This is a genomic window from Bradyrhizobium sp. S3.12.5 (genome assembly GCF_040548225.1).
Taxonomy (GTDB): domain Bacteria; phylum Pseudomonadota; class Alphaproteobacteria; order Rhizobiales; family Xanthobacteraceae; genus Bradyrhizobium; species Bradyrhizobium cytisi.
On sequence record NZ_JBEPRF010000012.1, the window covers coordinates 44,863 to 67,059 of the forward strand.

A 22,197-nucleotide genomic window follows, 5' to 3' on the forward strand; every position below is an offset into this window, starting at 1 on the left:
TCAGGCCGACTTGCGCCGGCCGGCGCGTTTGGTCGCCCTCAGGATCGCCGACCCTGCCTTCAGGCCGGACTGCAACGCGCCCTCCATGTAGCCGTAATAGGCAAAGCAGGTGTGCTCGCCGGCAAAATACATCCGCTTGTGAAATGCGCTGTTGAGCAGCGGCCCGGCGCGCGTGACTTCGCCGGGCGCGGGACAGGAATAGCCGGCACCGGTCCAGGGATCGGCGGGCCACGCAATGAAGTCCGGCGGCTGGGACAGATTGTCTTCATAGCCGCGATAGACCTGGCCGATCCGCGACGCATAGAAGGCATCGACGGCGGTCTTGCCGCCGCGCTCCCATTGTCGAATGGCCTGCTGCGCCGGTTTGCTGCCGGCGAACAGGCTGAGCTCGACCTCGCGGCCGCGCGGCGCGATCTGATTGTCGGTGCCTTCCCATGTGACGCCAAAGCGGCTCGAGGTCGCGGCCGGCGCCAGCCCATGGTCGATCCAGAAACGTCGCTTGACCGGACTGAGGTATTTCACGGCCGTCCCCATCGAGATGTAATGGTCGGGCGTGAGTTGCGGCGTGATCTCGATCTTGGCAAAGCGTCCGCCCGGCCACAGGCTCGGCGGAATCGCAAGCACGACGTAATCGGCGAGATGGGAAGCAGCCCCCTCCGGCGTGATCGTCACGCCCTCCTTGTCGATGTCGATCGCGACGACGGGCGAGGACAGATGGACCACTCCTCCGACCTTCCTGATTTCCTCGGCGAGGTGCTCGGCCAGCGACTGATTGCCCTCCGAGCAGCGTAGCGTCTCGGTCTGGGTGAAGTAGGCGGCCGGGTGTCCCTTGAGTGCGCCGCCATGGACCACCGCGAAATTGGCGAGCAGGCTTTGTCGCTCGACGGGCTGGCCCGCGTCGTTGCTGAACTGCTCCTTCATTGCGAGCCTGGCGAGACGCGAGCTAGGTTCGTCCCGAATCCAGTCCGCCATGGATTGCCGGTCCAGCGCGTCGGCGTCGGACGTGAGCCAGGGCGCATGCTTGTGCACGTGCCGCGCGCGCCTTGCCATCCGCCCGAAGGCCGCCTCCATCTGCTCGAACAGGGTCTTGAGCGCGAACGGGTTCGAGATCTTTCGACCGTCGAGATAGATCGGCATATCGAGATCGAGCGCGTCGAAATTCGAGTCCAGCGTGAACAGCGAGAGTCCCAGCCGGAACTGGCGCGCCAGGGCCAGCCACAGCGGATGATTGTAGCCGATCAGCTCGCCGCCCGCTTCGACCACGCCGCTCGACTTGTTCTTGCTCCAGACACGGCCGCCGACGCGTTCGCGCGCCTCGAAAATCGTCACGTCGCAGCAATGAGCGAGCGTGTAGCCGGCCATCAGGCCGCCGAGTCCCGCTCCGACGATCGTGACACGCGGCCGTCGTACCGCCCGCGCAGGGCGTGGCATGTCGCGGGGAGGTGTGGCCGCCGCGACGACCATTGCGTTGGCGAGGGTCGAGCTGACGAGCTTCTGACGGTCGAAGCCGATGAACTTCCTGCCGTAACGGCGATTGAGCCGTGCGAAAATCGAGCGCATGATCGAAATCCTCGGATTGAAATCAAAAATCGAAAAACAATCTCGGACGGTCGAGGACCGGTCTCAAGCGAGCGGCGAAAGTCGCCGGGCGGGCCTCAGATTTGACGGGTCCGGGGATCGACGATAACCTGCAACCTTTGGTCGTGTCGAGGGCGGGGGCCCGGCTATGGCATCAAAGGCTAAGGCGCGTACCGGCCGCAGGGCGGCCACCAATCGCAAGGCAGCAAAGCGTGACGACAAGACCGGATCGGCAGGCGCGGCAAAGCGCCCTGTCGTTGTGTCCGGCAGCGCGCGTCCACCCACGGCGGGGGCCAGGCGTCTGCGCGACGAGAATCCGCGTCAGCATGTCGAGATCACGCTGACATTGCGTGGACCCAAGTTGCCGGACGCCGACAAGCTCGGAGGTCGAGCGCTGTCGCGAGCCCGGTTCAGGGCACGGTACAGCGCCTCGAAGAGCGACGCCGACAAGGTGTCACAGGTCCTGCGCAAATTCGGCCTCAAGGTCGTGGATGTGTCGCTTGAGACGCGCAGCATGCGCGTGAGCGGGACTGTCGCGCAGATGGAGAAGGCGTTTCAGCCGCGCCTCGGCGTCTATTGGAGCGAGGATCAGGGGCAATTCCGCGATCGGGAGGACGACTACAAGATTCCCGCTTCGCTGAAGAAGATCGTCACTGCGTTGATCGGATTCGGCCAGCGGCGTGTCATGTGGCGGAGCAGGGCGAGGATCGGTGCCGGCTTGACGCCGCTCAGCCCGTCTTCCCTGGAAGCGCTGTATCATTTTCCGCCCGGGGACGGCGCCGGACAGAAGATCGCAATTGCCGAGTTCGGTGGCGGCTATTTTGCAGGGGACCTCGCACTCCACTGCAAGACATTCGGTCGCAAGAGGCCCAAGGTTGAGATCGTCTCGATCAACTGGCCGGTACGCAACCGCAGGCAAATCGAGCAATTGCCAAAGGACGATCGTCAGGACGCACTCGACGATACCGGCGAAGTGATGATGGACGTCGAGGTGGCTGCAGGCCTGGCTCCCGGTGCCAAGCTGTCCGTCTATTTTGCGACTTTCGATCAGAAAGGCTGGGTCGATTTATTGAACCGCGTCATCAAGGACAGGCCGGTGGCACTGTCGGTGAGCTGGGGGTCTGCAGAGGATTCCAGTGATTGGTCGCCCGCGGCACGCACGGCCATCAACGAGCGGCTCCAGGCGGCTGCCGCGCTGGGCATCACGATCTGCGGCGCCTCGGGCGACGATGGCGCCGGCGACGAGGAGACGGACGGCGCTGCCCATGTGGACTTTCCGAGCTGCAGCCCGTTCGTTCTCGCGGTCGGCGGCACGATGATCATGCGGCTCGGCGGTGAGGTCACGGAGCAAGTGTGGTGGGAGACGCCGGGGCGGCGCATGAAAGCGGGAGGAGGGGCAACGGGTGGAGGCGTCAGTGAGGTATTTCGTCGTCCTGCGTGGCAGCGCGGAATCGATATTGCTTCCCTGAACGGCTCCGGTCATTGGGGGCGCATCGTGCCTGATATTGCGGCGCTTGCCGGCCCACCCGGCTACGCGATGATCTTCCGCGGCAAGCCGGATTATGGCGGCGGGACCAGCGCGTCTGCGCCGCTCCTGGCTGCGCTCATCGCGCGCGTCAATGCGCTTCTGCCGTCGGAGAAGCGGCAGCGCTTCCTCGCTCCATTGCTCTATCGCAAATCGCCGCTTGGCCGGCCGATAGGAGATCTTGTCTGCTACGACATCACCATCGGCCACAACGCGTCCAAGCCAAAGCCCGGCGTCGGATACGAAGCGCGGCGCGGGTTCGATGCGGTGTCCGGCTGGGGCGCGCCGATCGGCACCGCGCTCCTGCTTGCGCTGAGCTGATCGTCTCGGTTAGCTCCGATCGACGAACTTCTTGAACGCATCCGCGTAATCCGGATGCCAGCGCGACAGCGGCGGCCGGTTCTCGACGATATCGCCGGCGGCCCAGAGCAGGCGCTTCTCGTCGAGCGCGCGCGGCACGTCGTTGTCCGGGCAGAGGATGTAGAAGTCGCCGGCCTCGAGTCGCGCAAGCATGAAATCGACCGTCTGCTCCGGTGTCCACGCGCCGGCCGGCTTTTCGGTGCGGCCCTTGGCGGTGAGCCCGGTGAACACGAAGCCGGGAATCAGCAGATGCGCGGTGACGTGGCAATCCCTGGTGTTGCGCAGCTCGTGCTGGAGCGCTTCGGTAAACGCCTTCACGCCGGCCTTGGAGACGTTGTAGGCGGGATCGCCGGGCGGGGTGGTGATGCCCTGCTTGGAGCCGGTGTTGATGATCAAGCCGGCTTTGCCGCGCGCGATCATGTTGGGCGCGAAGATGCGCGCGCCGTTGATGACGCCCCACATGTTGACGCCAATGACGCGCTGCCAATTGTCTGATACGCCGAACAATGTGCTGCCCGGCTGGATGCCGGCATTGTTCATCAGCAGGTCCGTGCCGCCGAAATGCGCGCCCACGGCGCGTTCCAGTTCCGTCACGCTTTCGACCCGGCTGACGTCGACAACTGATGTCATCACATTTGTGGCAGCTGTAACGGATGACAGTTTTGTTGCGGCCTCTGCCAGCCGTCCCTCGTCGACGTCGGCGATGCATACCTTCATGCCGGCGCGCGCAAACGCTGTTGCCGCCGCAAGACCGATGCCGGAGGCACCCCCGGTGATCACGGCGACATTGCCCTTGGCGATGACAGGATGCGGCATGGCTATTCTCCGGGAAGGGGCGTTGCGCTCGGTCGAGCTATAACATGGCGCTCGCGCGACCCTGCACAAGTCGGCATGGCAGGGCTTCGTTCTACGCCGACTTTACGCCCTTCCGGCGCCGCTGTATTCTGTTTGACCTAACGATCCCGCCCAGATCGAACCCAATCAATCACCTACCTAGGGAGTGCAGCCATGGCTGTGTCGCAGGCTATTCCGATCACGCGCCATCCGTTCGCCAACGGGTCCTACAAGCAGATGCTGATCGACGGGAAGTGGGTGGATGCCGCGTCCGGCAAGCGCTTCGAGACCCACAACCCCGCGACTGGGGAACTGCTCGCGACCGTTGCCGAGGGCGACAAGGAAGACATCGACCGTGCGGTCGCCGCCGCCCGCCGTGCCTTCGAGGGTCCCTGGAGCAAGGTCAAGCCGTTCGAGCGGCAGAACCTGCTGCTCAAGCTCGCCGAGCTTGTCGAGAAGAATTTCGACGAATTGTCGCAGCTCGACACACTCGACATGGGCGCACCGCTCAGCCGCACCCGCGCCTATCGCCTGCGCGCGGTCGGCATGCTGCGCTACTACGCCGGCCAGACCACCGCGATCCACGGCGAGACCATCGAGAACTCGCTGCCCGGCGAGATCTTCTCCTACACGCTGAAGGAGCCGGTCGGTGTCGTCGGCGCCATCATTCCCTGGAACGGCCCGCTCACCGCGACGCTCTGGAAGATTGGCCCGGCGATCGCGACCGGCTGCACCGTGGTGCTCAAGCCTGCCGAAGAAGCGCCGCTGACCTCGCTGCGCATCGCCGAGCTCGCGATGGAAGCCGGCATTCCACCCGGCGTCGTCAACGTCGTCCCCGGCTATGGCGAGACCGCGGGTGCTGCGCTGGCCTCGCATCATGACGTCGACAAGGTTGCCTTCACCGGCTCGCATGTCACGGGTCAGTCGATCATCCGTGCCTCGGCCGGCAACCTCAAGCGCGTGTCGCTCGAGCTCGGCGGCAAGTCGCCGGACATCGTGTTTGCCGACGCCGACCTCGATGCCGCCGTGCCGGGTGCCGCGATGGCGGTGTTCGCCAACTCCGGCCAGATCTGCAGCGCCGGTACGCGGCTGTTCGTCGAGCAGTCGATCTACGAGGAATTCGTCGGCCGTGTCGCCGAATTCGGCAAGAAGCTGCAGGTCGGCAACGGCCTCGATCCGAACACCCAGATCGGCCCGCTGGTCTCCGAGCAACAGCTTGAGCGCGTCACCGGTTATCTCGACATCGGCCAGAAGGAAGGCGCGCGAGCACTTGCCGGCGGCGGCCGCGTCACCGAAGGTGCGTTGTCGAAGGGCTTTTTCGTCTCGCCGACGGTGTTCGCGGGCGTCCAGGACAACATGCGCATCGCGCAGGAGGAGATCTTTGGTCCGGTCATCTCCGCGATCGCGTTCAAGGACATGGACGAGCTGGTCAAGCGCGCCAACAACACCACGTTCGGACTCGGCTCGGGCCTGTGGACGCGGGACGTCACCAAGGCGCATGCGGTCGCGAAACGCTTGCGCGCCGGCTCGGTGTGGGTCAATTGCTATCAGGCGATGGACCCCGCCGTGCCGTTCGGCGGCTATAAGATGAGCGGCTACGGCCGCGAGTCCGGCAAGCAGCACGTCGAGGAATATCTCAACGTGAAGGCCGTCTGGATCAAGACGGCGTAACATCTGTCCTCTGCCGCGTTCCGCGCTGGGGAATATCTGCTTTTAGAGGGGGCGGCGCCTTTTTCCGGCGGCCGCCCTCGCTATATGATCCGCATCCTTTCAAAGACATCCGGGGCCCACATGAAATTCGAGGCGTTGTTTAGACCGTTGCAGGTCGGTCCGTACAAGCTCGCGCATCGCGTCGCGATGGCGCCGCTGACGCGCATGCGCGCCGAGCGCGAGAGCTTTTCGCCGCGGCCGCTCAATGCCGAATATTACGGCCAGCGCGCCACGCCGGGCGGTCTGCTGATCGCTGAAGCGTCGCCCGTGCTCTCGCACGGCCGCGGCAATCCGGCGACGCCCGGCATCTATTCGGAGGCGCAGATTGCCGGCTGGCGCAAGGTGACGGATGCCGTGCACGCCAAGGGCGGCATCATCTTCCTCCAGCTCTGGCATGTCGGCCGCGTCTCGCATTCGACCTATCATAGTGGTGCGCTGCCGGTCTCGGCCTCGGCGATCGCGATCAAGGCCGAAGGCATGAAGGCGATGACTGCCGACGGCAAGCTCGCCGACTACGAGACGCCGCGCGCGCTGGAGACGGAAGAGGTCAAGGGCATCGTCGAGGCTTTTAGGCAGGCCGCGAAGAACGCACAGGCCGCGGGTTTCGATGGCGTCGAGATCCACGGTGCCAACGGCTATCTGCTCGAGCAGTTCTTGCAGTCGCGCAGCAACCAGCGCACCGATCAATACGGCGGCCCGATCGAGAACCGCGCGCGGCTTCTGATGGACGTCACGCAGGCCGCGATCGAGATCTGGGGCGCCAACCGCGTCGGCGTGCGACTGTCGCCGCACGGCATCGCCAACGATTCCGGCGAGCCCGATCCGATGCCGCTCTACACCCACGTGGTGAAGGCGCTCGACAAGCTCGGCCTTGCCTATCTGCACTTCATCGAGCCGCGCTCCAGTGGCGCGGGCCGTGCCGATGTTCACTGGGAGAACGTGCCGTCGGCCATGGTGCTGTTCCGCCCGCACTACAGCGGCGTGCTGATGACCGCCGGCGGATTCACCGGCGAGACTGCGAATGCCGCGATTGCCGGCGGTCACGCCGACATCATCGCATTCGGCCGCATCTTCATCTCCAACCCCGATCTGCCGCGGCGGCTCGAGCACGACCACCCCATCACCCCGTACAACCGCGCGACCTTCTATGGCGGCGAGGAGAAGGGGTATACTGATTATCCTGTTTATGACCAGCTGACGCCGGCGTAGGCTCTTTCCGTCATTCCGGAGCGATGCGAAGCATCGAACCCGGAATCCATTTCACGTCCTGGCTTGCCGCTCGATGGATTCCGGGCCCGCGCCTTTCGGCGCGTCCCGGAATGACGAGCTTGATTTGTCACGCGATCGCACCACAAACTCCGTCATTGCGAGCGTAGCGAAGCAATCCAGGCTCTTTCCGCAGAGGCAGTCTGGATTGCTTCGCTACGCTCGCAATGACGCCGGAGAGAGACAATGGCCAAAGCCGCAGTCGCCGCAGGAATCGCCACCGGCCAATGCCTTTGCGGCAAGGTCACCTTCGAGATCGACGTCCCCGCGCGCTGGGCCTGGCACGATCACTCTGCCAATAGCCGCCGCGCCCATGGCGCGGCCTACGCCACCTATGTCGGCAGCTGGAAGAAGCGCTTTCGCATCACTTCGGGCAAGACCGCGCTCACCCGCTACGAGGACAAGGCGACCAAGACCGCGCGCAGCTTCTGCGCCCATTGCGGCACGCCGATCGCCTATGAGCGCCCACGCGGCCCGCACATGGTCAACATTCCCCGTGCGCTGTTCAAGGAGCGCACGGGGCGCCAGCCGCTCTATCACATCGCCATCGAGGAGCTGCAGGAATGGGCCTATACCGGCGAGCCGCTGGTGCCGCTGAAAGGTTTTCCGGGCGTGGTCTGGCAGCGCTCAAAAAAGAAGAAGCGCGCTAGCGGCGAGGACCCGTTCGAGCTTGGCCGCGAGGAGGCGCTTTAGCCTTCGCGTTGGCCGCCGCCGTGCGCGGCGCAGCCTTCCTCGCTGGCGGCTTGGTCGGCATCGTCGCCACGAAATCGAGCGCGCGCTTCACCCAGAGCTTGAGCCTGGCATCGGTTCGCGTGCCCTCATCAGAGACCCGCACGAACCCGGTCATGATGCGCCCGCGCATTTCCATCGGACTCGTGTGTGGCTCCTTCAGCATCCGCGCATGCGCCTCGGGGCCGACGCGAAACAGCATGCCGCCGCGGCCGCTGATGGTGCAGCACATGACGTTGTCCACCATGAAGCAAAGCCCGCCCATCATCTTCTTCTCCGCGACGTGGCGTTGGCCCGCCAGCAACCTGCGAACCCGTGCGGCGGTGCCTTCGTCGTAGGCCATGACGGTCCCTCCGGCTTCGACCTATCTTTCCAGCTTCTCCTCGCGCGCGCAAGGCAGCCATGAGCGCGCTTCCTTGCGCGCATCCTCCGACTTCGGTCATCATGCGGCTCCCCCCGCGGCAGCGCCTGCGAGGCCTGGAGGAAACATGAAGAACAAGATCACCGGCCGCTCCGCCTTTCTCGCGCTGCTCAAGGACGAGGGCATCACGCATCTGTTCGGCAATCCCGGCACCACCGAGTTGCCGATCATGCATGCGCTGAAGGAACATCCCGATCTCACCTATGTGATGGCGATGCAGGAGAGCCTGGTGGTGGCGATCGCGGACGGTTACAGCCGCGCCTCCGGCAAGCTCGTCGCCTGCAACGTCCATGTCGCGCCCGGCCTCGGCAACGCGATGGGCTCGCTCTACAACGCCCAGTTCACGGGCACGCCGATGATCCTGACTGCGGGTCAGCAGGAGCAGGGCCACGGGCTGATGGAGCCGGTGCTCTACGGCCCGCTGGTGCGCATGGCCGAGCCGCTGGTGAAATGGGCGGTCGAGGTGACGCGGCTGGAGGATTTGCCGCGGATCGTGCGCCGCGCCGCCAAGGTCGCGATGACGCCGCCGACCGGGCCGGTGTTCATCTCGCTGCCGGGCGATATCCTGAACAGCGAGGCCGGCATTGATCTCGGCCGCTCCACCCGCATCGACGCGCGCACCAAACCGTCGGATGAGGCGCTCAGGGCTTTTGCTGCGCGCCTGCTGAAGGCCGAGCGCCCGGTGATCGTCACCATGGACGAGGTCGTCAAGAGCGATGCGTTGAAGGAGGCAGCCGAACTTGCCGAACTGCTCGGCGCTGCCGCCTATCAATCCTCGACGCCCTATGGCTCGCACTTCCTTTCGGAGAGCCCAAGCTTCATCGGTGCGCTGGCCCGCGTGCAGAAGGTCGCGCGGGATACGCTCGCGCCTTACGATCTCCTCGTCGCGCTCGGCGGCGATCCCCTGCGGATGTCGGTCTATAGTGAGGTCGATGCGCTGCCTGACGGACTCGGCATTGTGCAGCTCGGTCTCGCCGATTGGGAGATCGCCAAGAACTATGCCGCCGAGATAGCGCTGAAGGCGGATGTGAAGGAGACGCTGCGCGCGCTGATCCCGGTGCTGAAGGAGATGGGTGGTGCCGCATTGGCGCAACGCGCAAAACAGCGGCTCGCCGAACTTGCGCCGAAGAACTGGAGCGCGCGCCGCGCTGCGCTGGTCGAGCAGATCGGCAAGAGCGCCGGTCGCGCGCCGATCGATCCGGACTATCTGGTGCTGCAAATGGTCGAAGCCATGCCGGACCATGCGATCCTGGTCGACGAAGGCCTCACCTCCAGCCGCCAGATCACGGCGCTGCGTCCGCACCGCGACCGTTATGGCTATCACGGTCTCGCCTCGGGCGGCATCGGCTGGGGCCTGCCGGCCTCGGTCGGCGCCAGCATCGCCAATCCGGATCGGCCCGTCGTGTGCTTCTCCGGCGACGGCAGCGCGATGTATTCGATCCAGGCGCTGTGGACGGCCGCACATCACAAGCTGCCGCTCAACGTCGTCATCGCCAACAATGGCGGCTATCGCATCATCAAGCAGCGCCTGCTCGCCTTCCATGGCGACGACAATTATGTCGGCATGGACTTTGTCGATCCGCCCGTGGATTTCGCCGGCGTGGCGAAGGCACTCGGCTGCGAGGCGATCAAGCTCAGCGATCCCCGCGAGCTGAAGGCAACGCTGGCATCGGCGTTTGGCCGGCCCGGAACGAAGCTGATCGAGGTGATGATGGACGGGAAGGTGTAGGGCGACCCCGGGCCTACCCCTTTGTCCCCACCCGATATCCCGCCGCCGGATGCGGCGCGTCGAGCCTCGCGCGGCCGCCGCCGAACAGCTTCTCCCGCAGCGTGCCCTCGGCATATTCCGGCTTGTACCGTCCGCGCCTGGTCAACTCCGGCACCAGCATGTCGGCGATGTCCTCGAAATCGCCGGGCGAGATCGCAAACGCGACATTGAGGCCGTCGACGTCGGTCTTCTCGAACCAATCCTCGATCTTGTCAGCAACGCTCCCCGGCGTGCCGACCACGACCGGGCCGGCGCCGCCGATGCCGACATGCTCGATGACGTCGCGCACGGTCCAGACGCGGTCGGGGTCGCCGCGGGTGACGTTGTCGAGTGCGCTGCGACCGGCATCGTTTTGAACGTGCCGGACCTGCTGGTCGAGCTCGTAGCCGGAGAAGTCGATGCCGGTCCATCCCGACATCAGCGCGAGCGCGCCTTCGGGATTGATATGCGACCGGTAGTCGGCGTATTTCGCCGCGGCTTCGGCTTCGGTATTGCCGAGGATGATCGTCATCATGTTGAACATGAGGATCTCTGCCGGGTTGCGGCCGAGCGCTGCGGCCTCCTGGCGGATCGCCGAGACGCGCGGTGCAATGATCTTGGCCGAGGGTCCCGACATGAACACGCATTCGGCATGCTTGGCCGCGAACTGCCGCCCGCGCGGCGAGGTGCCGGCCTGGTACAGCACCGGCGTGCGCTGCGGCGACGGCTCGCTGAGGTGAATGGTGTTGTTGATGCGGTAATTCGCACTCTCATGATTAACGCGATGAACTTTTGTGGGATCGGTGAAGATGCCGCGCTTGCGGTCCCGCAGCATCGCGCCGTCCTCCCAGCTTCCTTCCCAGAGCTTGTAGACCACTTCCATATATTCATCGGCGATGTCGTAGCGGTCGTCATGCCCGGCCTGCTTGTCCTTGCCGGCGCCGCGCGCGGCGCTGTCGAGATAGCCGGTGACGACGTTCCAGCCGATCCGACCCTCGGTCAGATGGTCGAGCGTCGACATCCGCCGCGCGAACGGGTAGGGCGGCTCGAACGAGAGATTGCTGGTGACGCCGAATCCCAGGTTCTTGGTGACCGCGGCCATCGCCGAGAGCAGAAGCAGCGGCTCGTTCGACGGCGTCTGCGCTGCATTGCGCAAGGCTGCGTCGGGGCTGTTGCCATAGACATCGTAGACGCCGAGCACGTCGGCCAGGAACAGTCCGTCGAAACGGCCGCGTTCCAGCGTCTTGGCGAGATCGATCCAGTAGGGCAGGCGGTTATATTCGGCGGTGCGGTCACGCGGATGGGTCCACAGGCCCGGTGATTGATGCGCGACGCAATTCATCGCAAAGGCGTTGAGCCTGATCTGCTTGGCCATATGGTCTCCCGGCGCCCTGTACTGAGCGCTCTTCGAATGATAGATGTGCGCCCCAACTTGGCGAAGTTCTTGCATATATCGCGACCTTGGCAAGGCCAAAATCAGCAGCGCTGCCGCCCTTGGCAAGCCAATCTCAAGAGAGCAAGAAGCAAATCCCAAGAGCGATCCAAGCCCCGCCACTTCCGAGCGCCAGTGTAGCCCGCTAAGCTCGCCCGCCTCGAGACCTTGAAAAAGCAAGTCATGACCAGAGCCGACGCCATCGCCCGCGCCCGCGACGATTTCAAATCCGGCGGGTTCCTCGCCGAACTCGATCGTCGCGTCGCCTTCAAGACCGAAAGCCAGAATCCATCGCGCGGCCCCGAGCTGCGCGCCTATCTGGAGCAGGAGATGCAACCGGCTTTTGCCGCGCTCGACTTCACCAGCCGCATCGTCGAATCCCCCAGCGGCAAGGCGCCGTTCCTGTTTGCCGAGCATATCGAGAGCACGTCGCTGCCGACTGTGCTGGTCTATGGCCATGGCGACGTCGTCGACGGCATGGAGGGCGAGTGGCGCGATGGCCGCGATCCCTGGCGCACGACGGTTGTGGGCACGCGCCTCTATGGCCGCGGCACCGCGGACAACAAGGGGCAGCACAGCATCAACATGGCCGCGCTCCGCGCGGTGCGGGAGGCCCGCGGCGGCAAGCTCGGCTTCAATGCCAAATTCATCGTCGAGATGGGCGAGGAGATCGGCTCGCCTGATCTCGGCAAGGTCTGCGACCTCAACCGCGACGCGCTGAAGGCCGATCTGTTCATGGCCTCCGATGGGCCGCGGCTGTCCGCCGATCGGCCGACGCTGTTCCTGGGTTGCCGTGGCGGCATCCGCATCCATCTCGACGTGAACCTGCGCGACGGCGGCCATCATTCCGGCAATTGGGGCGGCGTGCTCGCCAACCCCGCGACCATTCTGGTCAATGCGATTTCGACGCTGGTCGACGGCCACGGCCGGCTTCAGCTCGACGCGCTGAAGCCCCCGCGGCTCACTAACCAGATCCGCAGCTATCTTGCTGATGTGCAGGTGGTGCCGACCGAGGACGAGCCCGCGCTTGCGGAGAACTGGGGTGAGGACGGTCTATCCGCGGCCGAACGGCTCTATGCCTGGAACACGCTGGAGGTGCTGGCGGTGTCGTCGGGCAATATCGAGAAGCCGGCGAACGCCATTCCCGGCCACGCCAACGCCGTGCTGCAACTGCGTTTCGTGGTCGGCACAAAGGTCGATGGCCTGGTCGACGCCGTCCGCGCCCATCTGGTCGCAAAGGGATTTCCGATGGTCGAGGTGCGGGCGGCCCAGAGCTTTGCCGCCTCGCGCACCGATTTCGACAGCCCCTGGATCAAATGGGCGGCGGATTCAGTCCAAAACACCACCGGCAAGGTGCCGGCCGTGCTGCCGAACTTCGGCGGCTCGCTGCCGAACGACGTATTTTCCGAGATTCTGGGTCTGCCGACGATCTGGGTCCCGCACTCCTATCCCGGCTGCTCCCAGCATGCGCCCAATGAGCACATCCTGCTGCCATTGACTGAAGAGGCCTTGACGGTGATGGCCGGGCTGTTTTGGGATCTCGGGGAATTGCCAAAGCCGCTGACCCGAGGCCAATTAACCTGAGCCGGCATCCAGCCGAAAGTCACATTCTAATCCGGGCCGAGATGTGCTTGCATCCGGCCGCATCATCCTGAAAGGGGAGAAAAAGTGAAACATTTCCGTTACATCGGCCTTGCGCTCGCTGCGACCTTTGTTGTCAGCCAGGCCGGCGCCGAAGAGCTGACCGGCACGCTGAAGAACATCAAGGACACCGGCGCCATCACGCTCGGCTTCCGCGATTCCTCGATCCCGTTCTCCTATCTCGACGACAATCAGAAGCCCGTCGGGTTCGCGATGGACATCTGCTACAAGATCGTCGATGCCGTGAAGAAGGAGCTCAAGCTCGACAAGCTCGAGGTGAAGCTCAATCCGGTCACCTCGGCGACCCGTATCCCGCTGATGGCCAACGGCACCATCGACCTCGAATGCGGCTCCACCACCAACAATGCCGAGCGCCAGAAGCAGGTCGCCTTCACCAACACCCATTATCTGACCGCCAGCCGCTACGTCTTCAAGAAGTCGAGCGGGCTGAAGTCGATCGACGATCTCAAGGGCAAGACGGTGGTCTCCACCGCCGGCACCACCAACATCAAGCAGCTCACCGAGGCCAATGTCGCGAAGGGACTGGGTGCCAACATCATCCCGGCCAAGGACCATGCCGAGGCCTTCCTGATGGTCGAAACCGACCGCGCGGTCGCCTTCGTGATGGACGACGTTCTGCTCGCGAGCCTCGTTGCCGGCTCGAAGTCGCCGGATGACTACGTCATCTCCAAGGATGCGTTCTCCAAGCCCGAGCCCTACGGCATCATGCTGCGCAAGGACGATGCGCCGTTCAAGAAGGTGGTCGATGCGGCGACCGCTGCGGTCTACACCTCCGGCGAGGCCCAGAAGATCTACGACAAGTGGTTCACCGCCAAGATCCCGCCGAAGGGCCTCAACCTCAACACGCCGATCTCGGCCGAGCTGAAGAACGAATTTGCCAAGCCTTCGGACTCACCGAACCCGGACGACTATAAGTAGGATGCTATTTGCCTCTCCCCGCTTGCGGGGAGAGGCCGGATTCAAGCGCAGCTTGAATTCCGCAGGAGAGTGGCCGGACATTTGCATACACGGCCAAGACCTATTTTCGAGACCTACTCAAGACGCCTGTGATTGGCGCGTTCGCGCGGGGGACACGTGAACTACCACTGGAACTGGGGAATTTTCTTCGAGCCGAACCCGATGGGGACCGGCACCTATCTCGACATGCTGCTGTCGGGACTGGTGCTGACCCTGAAGACGGCGGTGCTCGCCTGGATCATCGCGCTGGTCTTCGGCTCGATCGTCGGCGTCATGCGGACGCTGCCGTCCAAGGCCGCCGGCTGGTTCGGCTTCTGCTGGGTCGAGTTCTTTCGCAACATGCCGCTGCTGGTGCAGCTGTTCCTGTGGTACTTCGTGCTGCCGGAATTGCTGCCGAAGTCGACCGGCACCTGGCTGAAGCAACTGCCGAACGCGCCGTTCTGGACGGCGGCCATCGGCATCGGATTTTTCATGTCAGCCCGCGTCGCGATACAATTGCAGGCCGGCATCGGCTCGCTGCCGCGCGGTCAAAAGATGGCGGCAACGGCGCTCGGTCTCACGACCTTTCAGGGCTATCGATATATCCTGCTGCCGATGGCATTCCGCATCATCCTGCCGCCGCTGACCTCCGAGTTCCTCAACACCATCAAGAACACGGCGGTCGCCATCACCATCGGTCTGCTCGAGCTGACCGGCCAGGCGCGCTCGATGCAGGAGTTCTCTTTTCAGGTGTTCGAGGCCTTTACCGCTGCAACGCTCCTCTACCTCCTCGTCAACGCCGTCGTCGTGACCGCGATGCGCTTCCTCGAGCGCTGGGTCGCGATCCCCGGCTACATCACGGGGAAATAGCGCCATGTTCAGCAATTTCGATTTCGGGGTTATCATCCGCGCGTTGCCCTATCTGTTCTATGAGGGCATGACGTTCACGCTGATGCTGACGGGGCTCGCGGCACTTGGCGGCCTCGTCTTCGGCACCGCGATCGCCCTGATGCGGCTGTCCGGGTACAAGACGCTCGGCCGCATCGCCGGCGTCTATGTCGACTTCATGCGCTCGCTGCCGCTGGTGCTGGTGATCTTCTGGTTCTACTTCCTGGTGCCTTATATCGGACAATGGGTGACGGGTGCCTCGCGCCCGATCAGCGTCGGTGCGTTCGCTTCCTCGCTCATCACCTTCATCATGTTCGAGGCGGCCTATTTCTCCGAGATCATGCGCGCCGGTATCCAGTCGATCTCGCGGGGACAGCCGGCCGCCGCCAATGCGCTCGGCCTGACCTATGCGCAGACCATGCGCTACGTCGTGCTGCCGCAGGCGTTCCGCAACATGCTGCCGGTGCTGATCACGCAGACCATCGTGCTGTTCCAGGACACCTCGCTGGTCTACGTGCTGTCGATCACCGATTTCCTCGGTGCGGCCAGCAAGGTCGCGCAGCGCGACGGCCGTCTGGTCGAGATGTACCTGTTTGCCGCCGTCGTCTACTTCACCATTTCCTGTATCGCATCCTTTGGCGTGCGCCGCCTCCAGGCGCGCATCGCCATCATCCGCTAGAGCAAGTCGGTCATGATTGAAATCAGCCACGTCAACAAATGGTACAGCCCGACCTTCCAGGTGCTGACCGACTGCACCACCAGTGTCACCAAGGGCGAGGTCGTGGTGGTCTGCGGACCCTCCGGCTCGGGCAAGTCGACGCTGATCAAATGCGTCAACGCGCTGGAGCCGTTCCAGGAAGGCGACATCAGCGTCGACGGCACCAAGGTCAACGACCCCAAGACCAACCTGCCGAAGCTGCGCTCGCGCGTCGGCATGGTGTTCCAGCATTTCGAGCTGTTCCCGCATCTGAAGATCATCGACAATCTCTGCCTCGCCCAGCAGAAGGTGCTGGGCCGGTCGTCCGACAAGGCTGTGACGAAGGGCATGCAGCTCCTGGACCGCGTCGGCCTGAAGGAGCAGGCGCAGAAATTTCCGGCGCAGCTGTCAGGCGGTCAGCAGCAGCGTGTCGCGATCGCGCGCGCGCTCGCGATGGATCCCATCGTGATGCTGTTCGATGAGCCGACCTCGGCGCTCGACCCTGAAATGGTCAGCGAGGTGCTCGACGTCATGGTCGACCTCGCCCGCGAAGGCATGACCATGATGGTGGTGACCCACGAAATGGGCTTTGCCCGCAAGGTCGCCAACCGCGTGATCTTCATGGACCGCGGCGAGATCGTCGAGGATGCCCCGAAAGACGATTTCTTCGGCAAGCCGCGCAGCGACCGTGCGCAGAAGTTCTTGTCGAAGATCTTGTCGCACTAATCTCCGCCGTCATTCCGGTATGGCCCGAAGGGCCAGGCCCGGAATCCATCGGGCCGCAGTACATGAGGTGAGATGGATCCCGGGCTCGCGCTACGCGCGCCCCGGGATGACGAAGAGCGGGGTTTATCGCGCTCACCAAATCCCCTATACCGGTCGATAAATCCCCCTTTCCCGCCAGGAGACCAGCCTTGGATTCGACCGCCTACGTCAACGGCTCATTCGTCCCGCTCTCGGACGCGAAGATCTCGGTGCTCGACCGCGGCTTCCTGTTTGCCGACGGCATCTACGAGGTCTCGGCCGTGCTCGACGGCAAGCTGGTCGACAACGCCTCGCATCTGGCGCGGCTGGAGCGCTCGGTCGGCGAGATCAGCTTGAGGCTGCCGGAGACGGTCGAGCGCATCACCGAGATCCAGAAGGAATTGATCGCCCGCAACAAGGTCGTGAACGGCCTGGTCTATCTCCAGGTCACCCGCGGCGCCGACAAGGGCCGCGACTTCGCCTTCCCCAAGGGCGACGTCAAGTCGAGCCTGGTGATGTTCACCTCCGAAAAGGACATCATCAACGCAGCTTCCGCCAAGACCGGCATCAACGTGATCACGGTGCCCGACATCCGCTGGGAGCGGCGGGACATCAAGAGCGTGGCGCTGCTGGCGCAGGTGCTGGCGAAGCAGGCGGCGGCCGAAGCCGGCGCCGGCGAGGCCTGGATGCTGCAAGACGGCTACGTCACCGAAGGTGGCTCGTCGTCAGCGTTCATTCTCACCAAGGATGACATCATCGTCACCCGCAAGAACTCCAACGCGATCCTGCCCGGTTGCACCCGCAAGGCCGTGGTCGCGCTCGCCGAAGAGCGTCAGCTCCGGGTCGAGGAGCGTTCCTTCACCGTCGAAGAGGCGCTGGCCGCGAAGGAAGCCTTTGCGACGTCGGCCTCGCTGTTTGTCCAGCCGGTGGTGGCGATCGACGGCAAAAAGGTCGGCGACGGCAAGCCCGGCCCGCTTGCCGCGCGGCTTCGCGAGATTTATGTGGAGTTCGCCAGGGCGACGGCGGTCTGAGCCACACCCACTGCCGTCGTCGCCCGCGAAGGCGGGCGATCCAGTACGCCGCGGCGGTTGTTATAGACTTCGCTGTCTCTGGAATAATGGATGCCCCGCCTTCGCGGGGCATGACAGTTGCCCGCGAGGGCGTGTCGCACCCCTACGCCACCGACGCCTTCACCTTCACCGGATGAACCGCGCGGAATGCGATCGCCAGCCTGTTCCAGGCATTGATGGCGCCGATCAGCATGGTCAGGTTCACCGTCTCTGCGTCGGAGAACTGCGCGCGGACCTCGGCGTAGACGTCGTCGGGCGCGCGCGTTTCCGCGATCAGCGTCACCGACTCGGTCCAGGCCAGCGCGGCGCGCTCGCGGTCGGTATAGAGCGGGGATTCGCGCCAGGCGTCGAGCAGATAGATGCGCTGCTCGGTCTCGCCGCGCTTGCGGGCATCTTCGGTGTGCATGTTGATGCAGAAGGCGCAGCCGTTGATCTGCGAGGCGCGGATCTTGACGAGCTCAATCAGCGATTTCTCCAGACCCGTCGACTGGATCTGCTCTTCCAGCGCCATCAGCGCCTTCATCGTGTCGGGGGCGGCCTGGTAGAAATTCATGCGGGGCTTCATGGTCGTTCTCCTTGGTTGGGCTTGAGGTCAGTGGGCTCCACCGGCCGAGGTCTGGCCGGGCTTCTTCAGGAAGAATACGGCGATCAGGGCCACGATCAGCGCCATGCCGAGCAGGTAGAAGGTGTCGCTGAAGGCAAAGATGTAAGCCTGCTTCTGCACGGTATGGCCGATCGCGACGTAGGCGCGATGCGCTGCGTCGGCACGGTCGAGCACGCCGTGGTTGATGAAATACTGCGTGAGCTGTTCCAGCCGCATGCGGGTGGCCTGCTCGAACACCGAAACCGACTGCATCAGCACGTTGGAGTGATACTGCTCGCGCTTGGTCAGCACGGTCTGGAGCAGCGCTATGCCGACGGCGCCGCCGAGATTGCGCATCATGTTGAACAGGCCGGAGGCCGATCCCGCGTTCTCCGGCTCGATGCCGGCGGTTGCCACGGCCGACAGCGGCGCCATCACCAGCGCCTGGCCGATGGCGCGTACGACGTTGGGCCACAACAGCTGGTCGGCGGCGTAGTCGTTGGTCATATAGATGTTCATGAAGTTTGAGCCTGCGAACAGCACGAAGCCGACGCCGATGATGATCCGCGCGTCGAACTTCTGCATCAGGCGCGGAACCAGTGGGATCAGCACGAGCTGCGGCAATCCGGTCCAGGCCAGCACTGCGCCGATCTGCTCGGCATTGTAGCCCTGGATGCGCGACAGATATTGCGGCAGGATGAACACCGAACCGTAGAGCGCGACGCCGAGCAGGAAATTGGCGAGCATGCCGAAGCCAAAATTGCGGCGGACCAGCAGGCGCAGGTTCAACAGCGGCTTCTTGACCGTGAGCTCGATGATCAGGAACGCGCCTAGCGCCACGACTGCGATGACGGACAGCTTGACGATGAAGGGCGAGCCGAACCAGTCGTCCTTGTTACCTTCCTCCAGCACGGTCTGGAGCGCGGACAGGCCGATCGCCATGGTGATGATGCCGGCCCAGTCGCCGTCCGCGAGCAACGACAGCTTCATGGGCCTGGCGTCGAGTGCGTACCAGAGCATGCCGACCATGATCGCGCCGGGCGCGAGGTTGACGTAGAAAATGTACTGCCAGCCGAAATTCTCGGTGAGATAGCCGCCGATAGTCGGGCCGATCGCCGGCGCAAACGTCGCTGACAGCGCGAACAACGCAAGACCCACCGGTTGCTTGGCACGCGGCAGCAGCGTGATGATCAGCGTGAAAGCCATCGGGATCAGCACGCCGCCGGTAAAGCCTTGCACGGCGCGCAGCACGATCATCTGCGGCAGGTCCTGCGCCAGCGCGCAGGCTGCGGAGAGAATCAGGAACAGGATCGCGTTGGTGAGCAGATAGATCCGGATCGAGAACACCTGCGCGAGCCAGCCGGACAGCGGGATCACCACGATCTCGGCGATCAGGTAGGAGGTCGAGATCCAGCCGCCGTCGTCGATGCCGGCGCCGATCGCGCCTTGGATGTCGGCGAGCGAGGCGTTGACGATCTGGATGTTCAGCACTGCCATGAAGGCGCCGAGCGTGGCACCGACCACCGCGATCCAGGTTTTGGCAGAGACGGCCGGCGCTGCGGGAGCTGCAGCCAGAGCGGGGAGATTGGCGGCGGAAGCGGCGTTGAGGGTCGGTTGAAGCGTGCTCATGGAAGCCTCTCTCGGTTACAGAGACAGGATGCATTAGGCGGATGGTTTGGATAATCAGCGTCAGCCGCCGTTCGGTCGCGTCGCGCTGTCGGCGACGCGCCTGGTTGCCTCGCGTTCGGCCACCACGGTTGCCTTGGTGTCGACGGTCGGCACCGCCGACATGCCGGGCCGCAACAGGCCCGCGAGGCTGTGATCGTCGAGCACGATCTTCACCGGCACGCGCTGCACGATCTTGGTGAAGTTACCCGTTGCATTGTCGGGAGGCAGCAGCGCGAATTCAAGTCCGCTGGCCGGCGAAAGGCTGTCGACATGACCGTGCAGCGTGCGATTGCGAAAACTGTCGACACGCAGCTCGACCGGCTGGCCGGCGCTCACATGCGTGAGCTGGGTCTCCTTGAAATTCGCGACCACATAGACCGCATCGAGCGGCACCACCGCCATCAATTGCGTGCCGGCCTGCACGTACTGGCCGACTCGCAAGCTGCGGGCGCCGACCGTGCCGTCAACCGGCGCGGTGATCTCGGTGTAGGACAGGTTCAGCTCAGCCTGGTCCGCGACCGCGCGAGCGTGATCGAGCTGCGCGGTAGCCTGCGCGCGCTGGGTGGTCAGCACGTCGATCTTGCGCTGCGCGGCGACCAGGCCCGACTTGGCGTGCTGCAATTGCGCGTTGCTGGCGCGGAGCGCCGCATCGGTCTGCTGTGCGCGCTGGATCGTGCCTGAGCCCGACTTCATGAGGTCGTCGTAGCGGGCGCGCTCTTCCTGCGCGAATTTCAGATTGGCGTCGGCAGCCGTGACGTCGGCGGTGCTCTGCTCGATGATCGGCTGTTGCAGCTGGAGCTGGGCATCGAGGTTGCGAACCGAGGCTTCGGCTGCGGCGACGTCGGCGCGGGACTGGCCGAGCGCGGCCTTGAAGTCGCGGTCGTCGATCCTGGCCAGCACCTGGCCCGCTCTCACCTTTTCGTTGTCGCCGACCAGCACCTGGGCGATGTAGCCTGACACCTTCGGGGCGATGATGGTGGAATCGGCCTTCACATAGGCGTCATCGGTCGATTCCAGGTAGCGGCCGGTCGTCAGGTAATCGTAGCCAAAGTCGCCGGCCACAGCGACGCCAAGGGCCAGCGCCAGCCCGAGCGCCGCTCGCTTGATCGCCTGCCGGGACGGCTTCAGGCTGATTTTATCAGTAGTTTCAGCAGTATAAGCCGCGTTCGACATGACATCCTCCGGATTCCCCAGACGTCCCGTTCCGAAGGGGCGCTGTTGTCTGGGCAGAAGATGCGCTGTCCCGGCGCTTGTGATAATCCGCCAAAAAGCAAAATGATTGTCCACTCATACTGCATAATCCGAGGCGCCCCATGGACCGGCTGACTAGCCTGACCGCTTTCGTCCGGGTCGTTGATACCGGCGGATTCTCCGCCGCCGCCCGCAAGCTCAACATGTCCACGACGATGGTCAGCAACCACATCCAGGCGCTCGAGGAGCGGCTCGGTGCGCGGCTGCTCAATCGCACCACCCGCAAGGTCAGCGTCACGGAAATCGGCAGGGCCTATTACGACCGCTGCGTCCAGATCCTGTCCGACATCGAGCAGGCCGACGACATCGCCGGCGCCTTGCAGTCGGTGCCGCGGGGCACGCTGCGGATTCATTCCGCCACGCACATGGTGCCTTTCGTGGCCGGCGTGGTGGCAAAGCTGCTGTCGACCTATCCGGACGTGAAGGTCGATCTGCGCATGGGCGAAGCCAATGTCGATCTGATCGAGGAGGGGTATGACGTTGCGCTGCGCATGACCCCGCCGCCGGATTCAAGCCTGATCGTCCGCAGCCTCGCCACCTGGCGTCACGTGCTGTGCTGCTCGCACGATTATCTCGAAAAGCACGGACGGCTGCAGCAACTCGCCGAGCTCACCGGCCACAATTGCGGCCGTCACCTCAACTATCCCTTCGGCGACGAGTGGCGCTTCTTCGATCGCAGGGGTGCGCCGGCATCGGTGCGCATCTCGGGTAGCCTTGTCACCAACAGCGGTGAAGCGCTGCGACGGATGGTGATCGAGGGCGCCGGCATCGGCCTGCTCGCAGGATTCCTGGTGAGCGACGATCTCGATGCCGGCCGACTGGTGCGCCTGCTGCCGGAATACCGGCCGGTCGAGATGTCGATGAACGCGGTTTATCCGCATCGCCATCACCTGTCGGCCAAGGTCAGGACCTTCATTGACATGCTCGTGCATCACAGCGCCGAGCAGCAGAAGCTGATCAATCCGTATTCTTAGCTAGCGCGGTGCCGTAGGGTGGGCAAAAGCGCGTAGCGCTGTGCCCACCACTTTTCGTCATTGCGAGCGAAGCGAAGCAATCCAGAATCTTTCCGCAGTAAGACTCTGGATTGCTTCGTCGC

Annotated in this window: 19 protein-coding genes; 12 read left to right on the forward strand and 7 right to left on the reverse strand. The window is 64.2% G+C overall.

Annotation, left to right across the window (positions count from 1 at the left end; all coding sequences use genetic code 11):
• Positions 1-1,560, reverse strand: coding sequence for a flavin monoamine oxidase family protein (locus ABIC09_RS18935; protein WP_354110186.1), 1,560 nt, complete (start codon positions 1,558-1,560; stop codon positions 1-3).
• A 166-nt stretch (positions 1,561-1,726) separates the two neighbouring features.
• Between ABIC09_RS18935 and ABIC09_RS18940 the strand changes: the two genes are divergently transcribed.
• The gene (locus ABIC09_RS18940; RefSeq protein ID WP_354032885.1) at positions 1,727-3,424 is read left to right on the forward strand and encodes a S53 family peptidase; all 1,698 of its coding nucleotides are present in this window, start codon (positions 1,727-1,729) and stop codon (positions 3,422-3,424) included.
• 9 nt (positions 3,425-3,433) lie between these two features.
• On the opposite strand, the gene ABIC09_RS18945 is transcribed toward ABIC09_RS18940, so the two are convergent.
• Entirely contained in the window at positions 3,434-4,279 is an 846-nt protein-coding gene (locus ABIC09_RS18945) for an SDR family NAD(P)-dependent oxidoreductase (protein WP_354110187.1), read from the reverse strand.
• A gap of 192 nt (positions 4,280-4,471) precedes the next feature.
• Between ABIC09_RS18945 and ABIC09_RS18950 the strand changes: the two genes are divergently transcribed.
• The 3 genes from ABIC09_RS18950 (at position 4,472) to ABIC09_RS18960 (ending at position 7,966) form a co-directional block, all read left to right on the forward strand.
• On the forward strand, positions 4,472-5,968 hold the full coding sequence (locus ABIC09_RS18950) for an aldehyde dehydrogenase family protein (protein ID WP_354110188.1): 1,497 nt from the start codon (positions 4,472-4,474) through the stop codon (positions 5,966-5,968).
• 120 nt (positions 5,969-6,088) lie between these two features.
• Positions 6,089-7,216 carry an alkene reductase gene (locus ABIC09_RS18955; RefSeq protein ID WP_354110189.1) on the forward strand — a complete coding sequence of 376 codons (1,128 nt, stop codon included), beginning with the start codon at positions 6,089-6,091 and terminating at the stop codon, positions 7,214-7,216.
• Between the two features lie 243 nt (positions 7,217-7,459).
• Positions 7,460-7,966 carry a GFA family protein gene (locus ABIC09_RS18960; protein ID WP_354110190.1) on the forward strand — a complete coding sequence of 169 codons (507 nt, stop codon included), beginning with the start codon at positions 7,460-7,462 and terminating at the stop codon, positions 7,964-7,966.
• On the opposite strand, the gene ABIC09_RS18965 is transcribed toward ABIC09_RS18960, so the two are convergent.
• Positions 7,920-8,345, reverse strand: coding sequence for a TfoX/Sxy family protein (locus ABIC09_RS18965; protein ID WP_354110191.1), 426 nt, complete (start codon positions 8,343-8,345; stop codon positions 7,920-7,922). The genes ABIC09_RS18960 and ABIC09_RS18965 overlap by 47 nt on opposite strands.
• A 145-nt stretch (positions 8,346-8,490) precedes the next feature.
• Here ABIC09_RS18965 and ABIC09_RS18970 point away from each other — a divergent pair, with 145 nt between their 5' ends.
• Positions 8,491-10,152, forward strand: coding sequence for a thiamine pyrophosphate-binding protein (locus ABIC09_RS18970; RefSeq protein WP_354110192.1), 1,662 nt, complete (start codon positions 8,491-8,493; stop codon positions 10,150-10,152).
• Between the two features lie 13 nt (positions 10,153-10,165).
• Here ABIC09_RS18970 and ABIC09_RS18975 read toward each other — a convergent pair whose 3' ends face one another.
• Positions 10,166-11,545, reverse strand: coding sequence for an LLM class flavin-dependent oxidoreductase (locus ABIC09_RS18975; protein ID WP_354110193.1), 1,380 nt, complete (start codon positions 11,543-11,545; stop codon positions 10,166-10,168).
• 240 nt (positions 11,546-11,785) lie between these two features.
• On the opposite strand from ABIC09_RS18975, the gene ABIC09_RS18980 reads away from it, so the two are divergent.
• The 6 genes from ABIC09_RS18980 (at position 11,786) to ABIC09_RS19005 (ending at position 17,560) form a co-directional block, all read left to right on the forward strand.
• Complete coding sequence (locus ABIC09_RS18980; protein WP_354110194.1) at positions 11,786-13,186, forward strand: M20 family metallopeptidase; 1,401 nt, start codon at positions 11,786-11,788, stop codon at positions 13,184-13,186.
• Between the two features lie 84 nt (positions 13,187-13,270).
• On the forward strand, positions 13,271-14,182 hold the full coding sequence (locus ABIC09_RS18985; protein WP_148753226.1) for an amino acid ABC transporter substrate-binding protein: 912 nt from the start codon (positions 13,271-13,273) through the stop codon (positions 14,180-14,182).
• A gap of 156 nt (positions 14,183-14,338) precedes the next feature.
• On the forward strand, positions 14,339-15,070 hold the full coding sequence (locus ABIC09_RS18990) for an amino acid ABC transporter permease (protein ID WP_148753227.1): 732 nt from the start codon (positions 14,339-14,341) through the stop codon (positions 15,068-15,070).
• 4 nt (positions 15,071-15,074) lie between these two features.
• The gene (locus ABIC09_RS18995; RefSeq protein WP_354110195.1) at positions 15,075-15,767 is read left to right on the forward strand and encodes an amino acid ABC transporter permease; all 693 of its coding nucleotides are present in this window, start codon (positions 15,075-15,077) and stop codon (positions 15,765-15,767) included.
• A 12-nt stretch (positions 15,768-15,779) separates the two neighbouring features.
• Positions 15,780-16,511: an amino acid ABC transporter ATP-binding protein gene (locus ABIC09_RS19000; RefSeq protein ID WP_354082483.1), complete on the forward strand. Its 732-nt coding sequence runs from the start codon at positions 15,780-15,782 to the stop codon at positions 16,509-16,511.
• Between the two features lie 188 nt (positions 16,512-16,699).
• On the forward strand, positions 16,700-17,560 hold the full coding sequence (locus tag ABIC09_RS19005) for a D-amino-acid transaminase (protein WP_354110196.1): 861 nt from the start codon (positions 16,700-16,702) through the stop codon (positions 17,558-17,560).
• Positions 17,561-17,702: 142 nt separating this feature from the next.
• Here the strand turns inward: ABIC09_RS19005 and ABIC09_RS19010 are convergent, their stop codons facing one another.
• From ABIC09_RS19010 to ABIC09_RS19020, 3 genes are read right to left on the reverse strand one after another with little or no spacing between them, the layout of a single operon-like run.
• The gene (locus ABIC09_RS19010) at positions 17,703-18,164 is read right to left on the reverse strand and encodes a carboxymuconolactone decarboxylase family protein (RefSeq protein WP_354110197.1); all 462 of its coding nucleotides are present in this window, start codon (positions 18,162-18,164) and stop codon (positions 17,703-17,705) included.
• Between the two features lie 27 nt (positions 18,165-18,191).
• Positions 18,192-19,811, reverse strand: a complete 1,620-nt coding sequence (locus tag ABIC09_RS19015; protein ID WP_354110198.1) for an MDR family MFS transporter — start codon at positions 19,809-19,811, stop codon at positions 18,192-18,194.
• A 60-nt stretch (positions 19,812-19,871) separates the two neighbouring features.
• Positions 19,872-21,023, reverse strand: a complete 1,152-nt coding sequence (locus tag ABIC09_RS19020) for an HlyD family secretion protein (RefSeq protein ID WP_354110199.1) — start codon at positions 21,021-21,023, stop codon at positions 19,872-19,874.
• 140 nt (positions 21,024-21,163) lie between these two features.
• Between ABIC09_RS19020 and ABIC09_RS19025 the strand changes: the two genes are divergently transcribed.
• Entirely contained in the window at positions 21,164-22,075 is a 912-nt protein-coding gene (locus ABIC09_RS19025) for a LysR family transcriptional regulator (RefSeq protein ID WP_354110200.1), read from the forward strand.
• Positions 22,076-22,197 lie beyond the last annotated feature (122 nt).

Excerpts from the sequence above, each read along its gene's own strand:
- ABIC09_RS18935 (WP_354110186.1), bottom strand. The coding sequence starts at position 1,560 with ATGCGCTCGATTTTCGCACGGCTCAATCGCCGTTACGGCAGGAAGTTC.
- ABIC09_RS18940 (WP_354032885.1), top strand. The coding sequence starts at position 1,727 with ATGGCATCAAAGGCTAAGGCGCGTACCGGCCGCAGGGCGGCCACCAAT.
- ABIC09_RS18945 (WP_354110187.1), bottom strand. The coding sequence starts at position 4,279 with ATGCCGCATCCTGTCATCGCCAAGGGCAATGTCGCCGTGATCACCGGG.
- ABIC09_RS18950 (WP_354110188.1), top strand. The coding sequence starts at position 4,472 with ATGGCTGTGTCGCAGGCTATTCCGATCACGCGCCATCCGTTCGCCAAC.
- ABIC09_RS18955 (WP_354110189.1), top strand. The coding sequence starts at position 6,089 with ATGAAATTCGAGGCGTTGTTTAGACCGTTGCAGGTCGGTCCGTACAAG.
- ABIC09_RS18960 (WP_354110190.1), top strand. The coding sequence starts at position 7,460 with ATGGCCAAAGCCGCAGTCGCCGCAGGAATCGCCACCGGCCAATGCCTT.
- ABIC09_RS18965 (WP_354110191.1), bottom strand. The coding sequence starts at position 8,345 with ATGGCCTACGACGAAGGCACCGCCGCACGGGTTCGCAGGTTGCTGGCG.
- ABIC09_RS18970 (WP_354110192.1), top strand. The coding sequence starts at position 8,491 with ATGAAGAACAAGATCACCGGCCGCTCCGCCTTTCTCGCGCTGCTCAAG.
- ABIC09_RS18975 (WP_354110193.1), bottom strand. The coding sequence starts at position 11,545 with ATGGCCAAGCAGATCAGGCTCAACGCCTTTGCGATGAATTGCGTCGCG.
- ABIC09_RS18980 (WP_354110194.1), top strand. The coding sequence starts at position 11,786 with ATGACCAGAGCCGACGCCATCGCCCGCGCCCGCGACGATTTCAAATCC.
- ABIC09_RS18995 (WP_354110195.1), top strand. The coding sequence starts at position 15,075 with ATGTTCAGCAATTTCGATTTCGGGGTTATCATCCGCGCGTTGCCCTAT.
- ABIC09_RS19000 (WP_354082483.1), top strand. The coding sequence starts at position 15,780 with ATGATTGAAATCAGCCACGTCAACAAATGGTACAGCCCGACCTTCCAG.
- ABIC09_RS19010 (WP_354110197.1), bottom strand. The coding sequence starts at position 18,164 with ATGAAGCCCCGCATGAATTTCTACCAGGCCGCCCCCGACACGATGAAG.
- ABIC09_RS19015 (WP_354110198.1), bottom strand. The coding sequence starts at position 19,811 with ATGAGCACGCTTCAACCGACCCTCAACGCCGCTTCCGCCGCCAATCTC.
- ABIC09_RS19020 (WP_354110199.1), bottom strand. The coding sequence starts at position 21,023 with ATGTCGAACGCGGCTTATACTGCTGAAACTACTGATAAAATCAGCCTG.
- ABIC09_RS19025 (WP_354110200.1), top strand. The coding sequence starts at position 21,164 with ATGGACCGGCTGACTAGCCTGACCGCTTTCGTCCGGGTCGTTGATACC.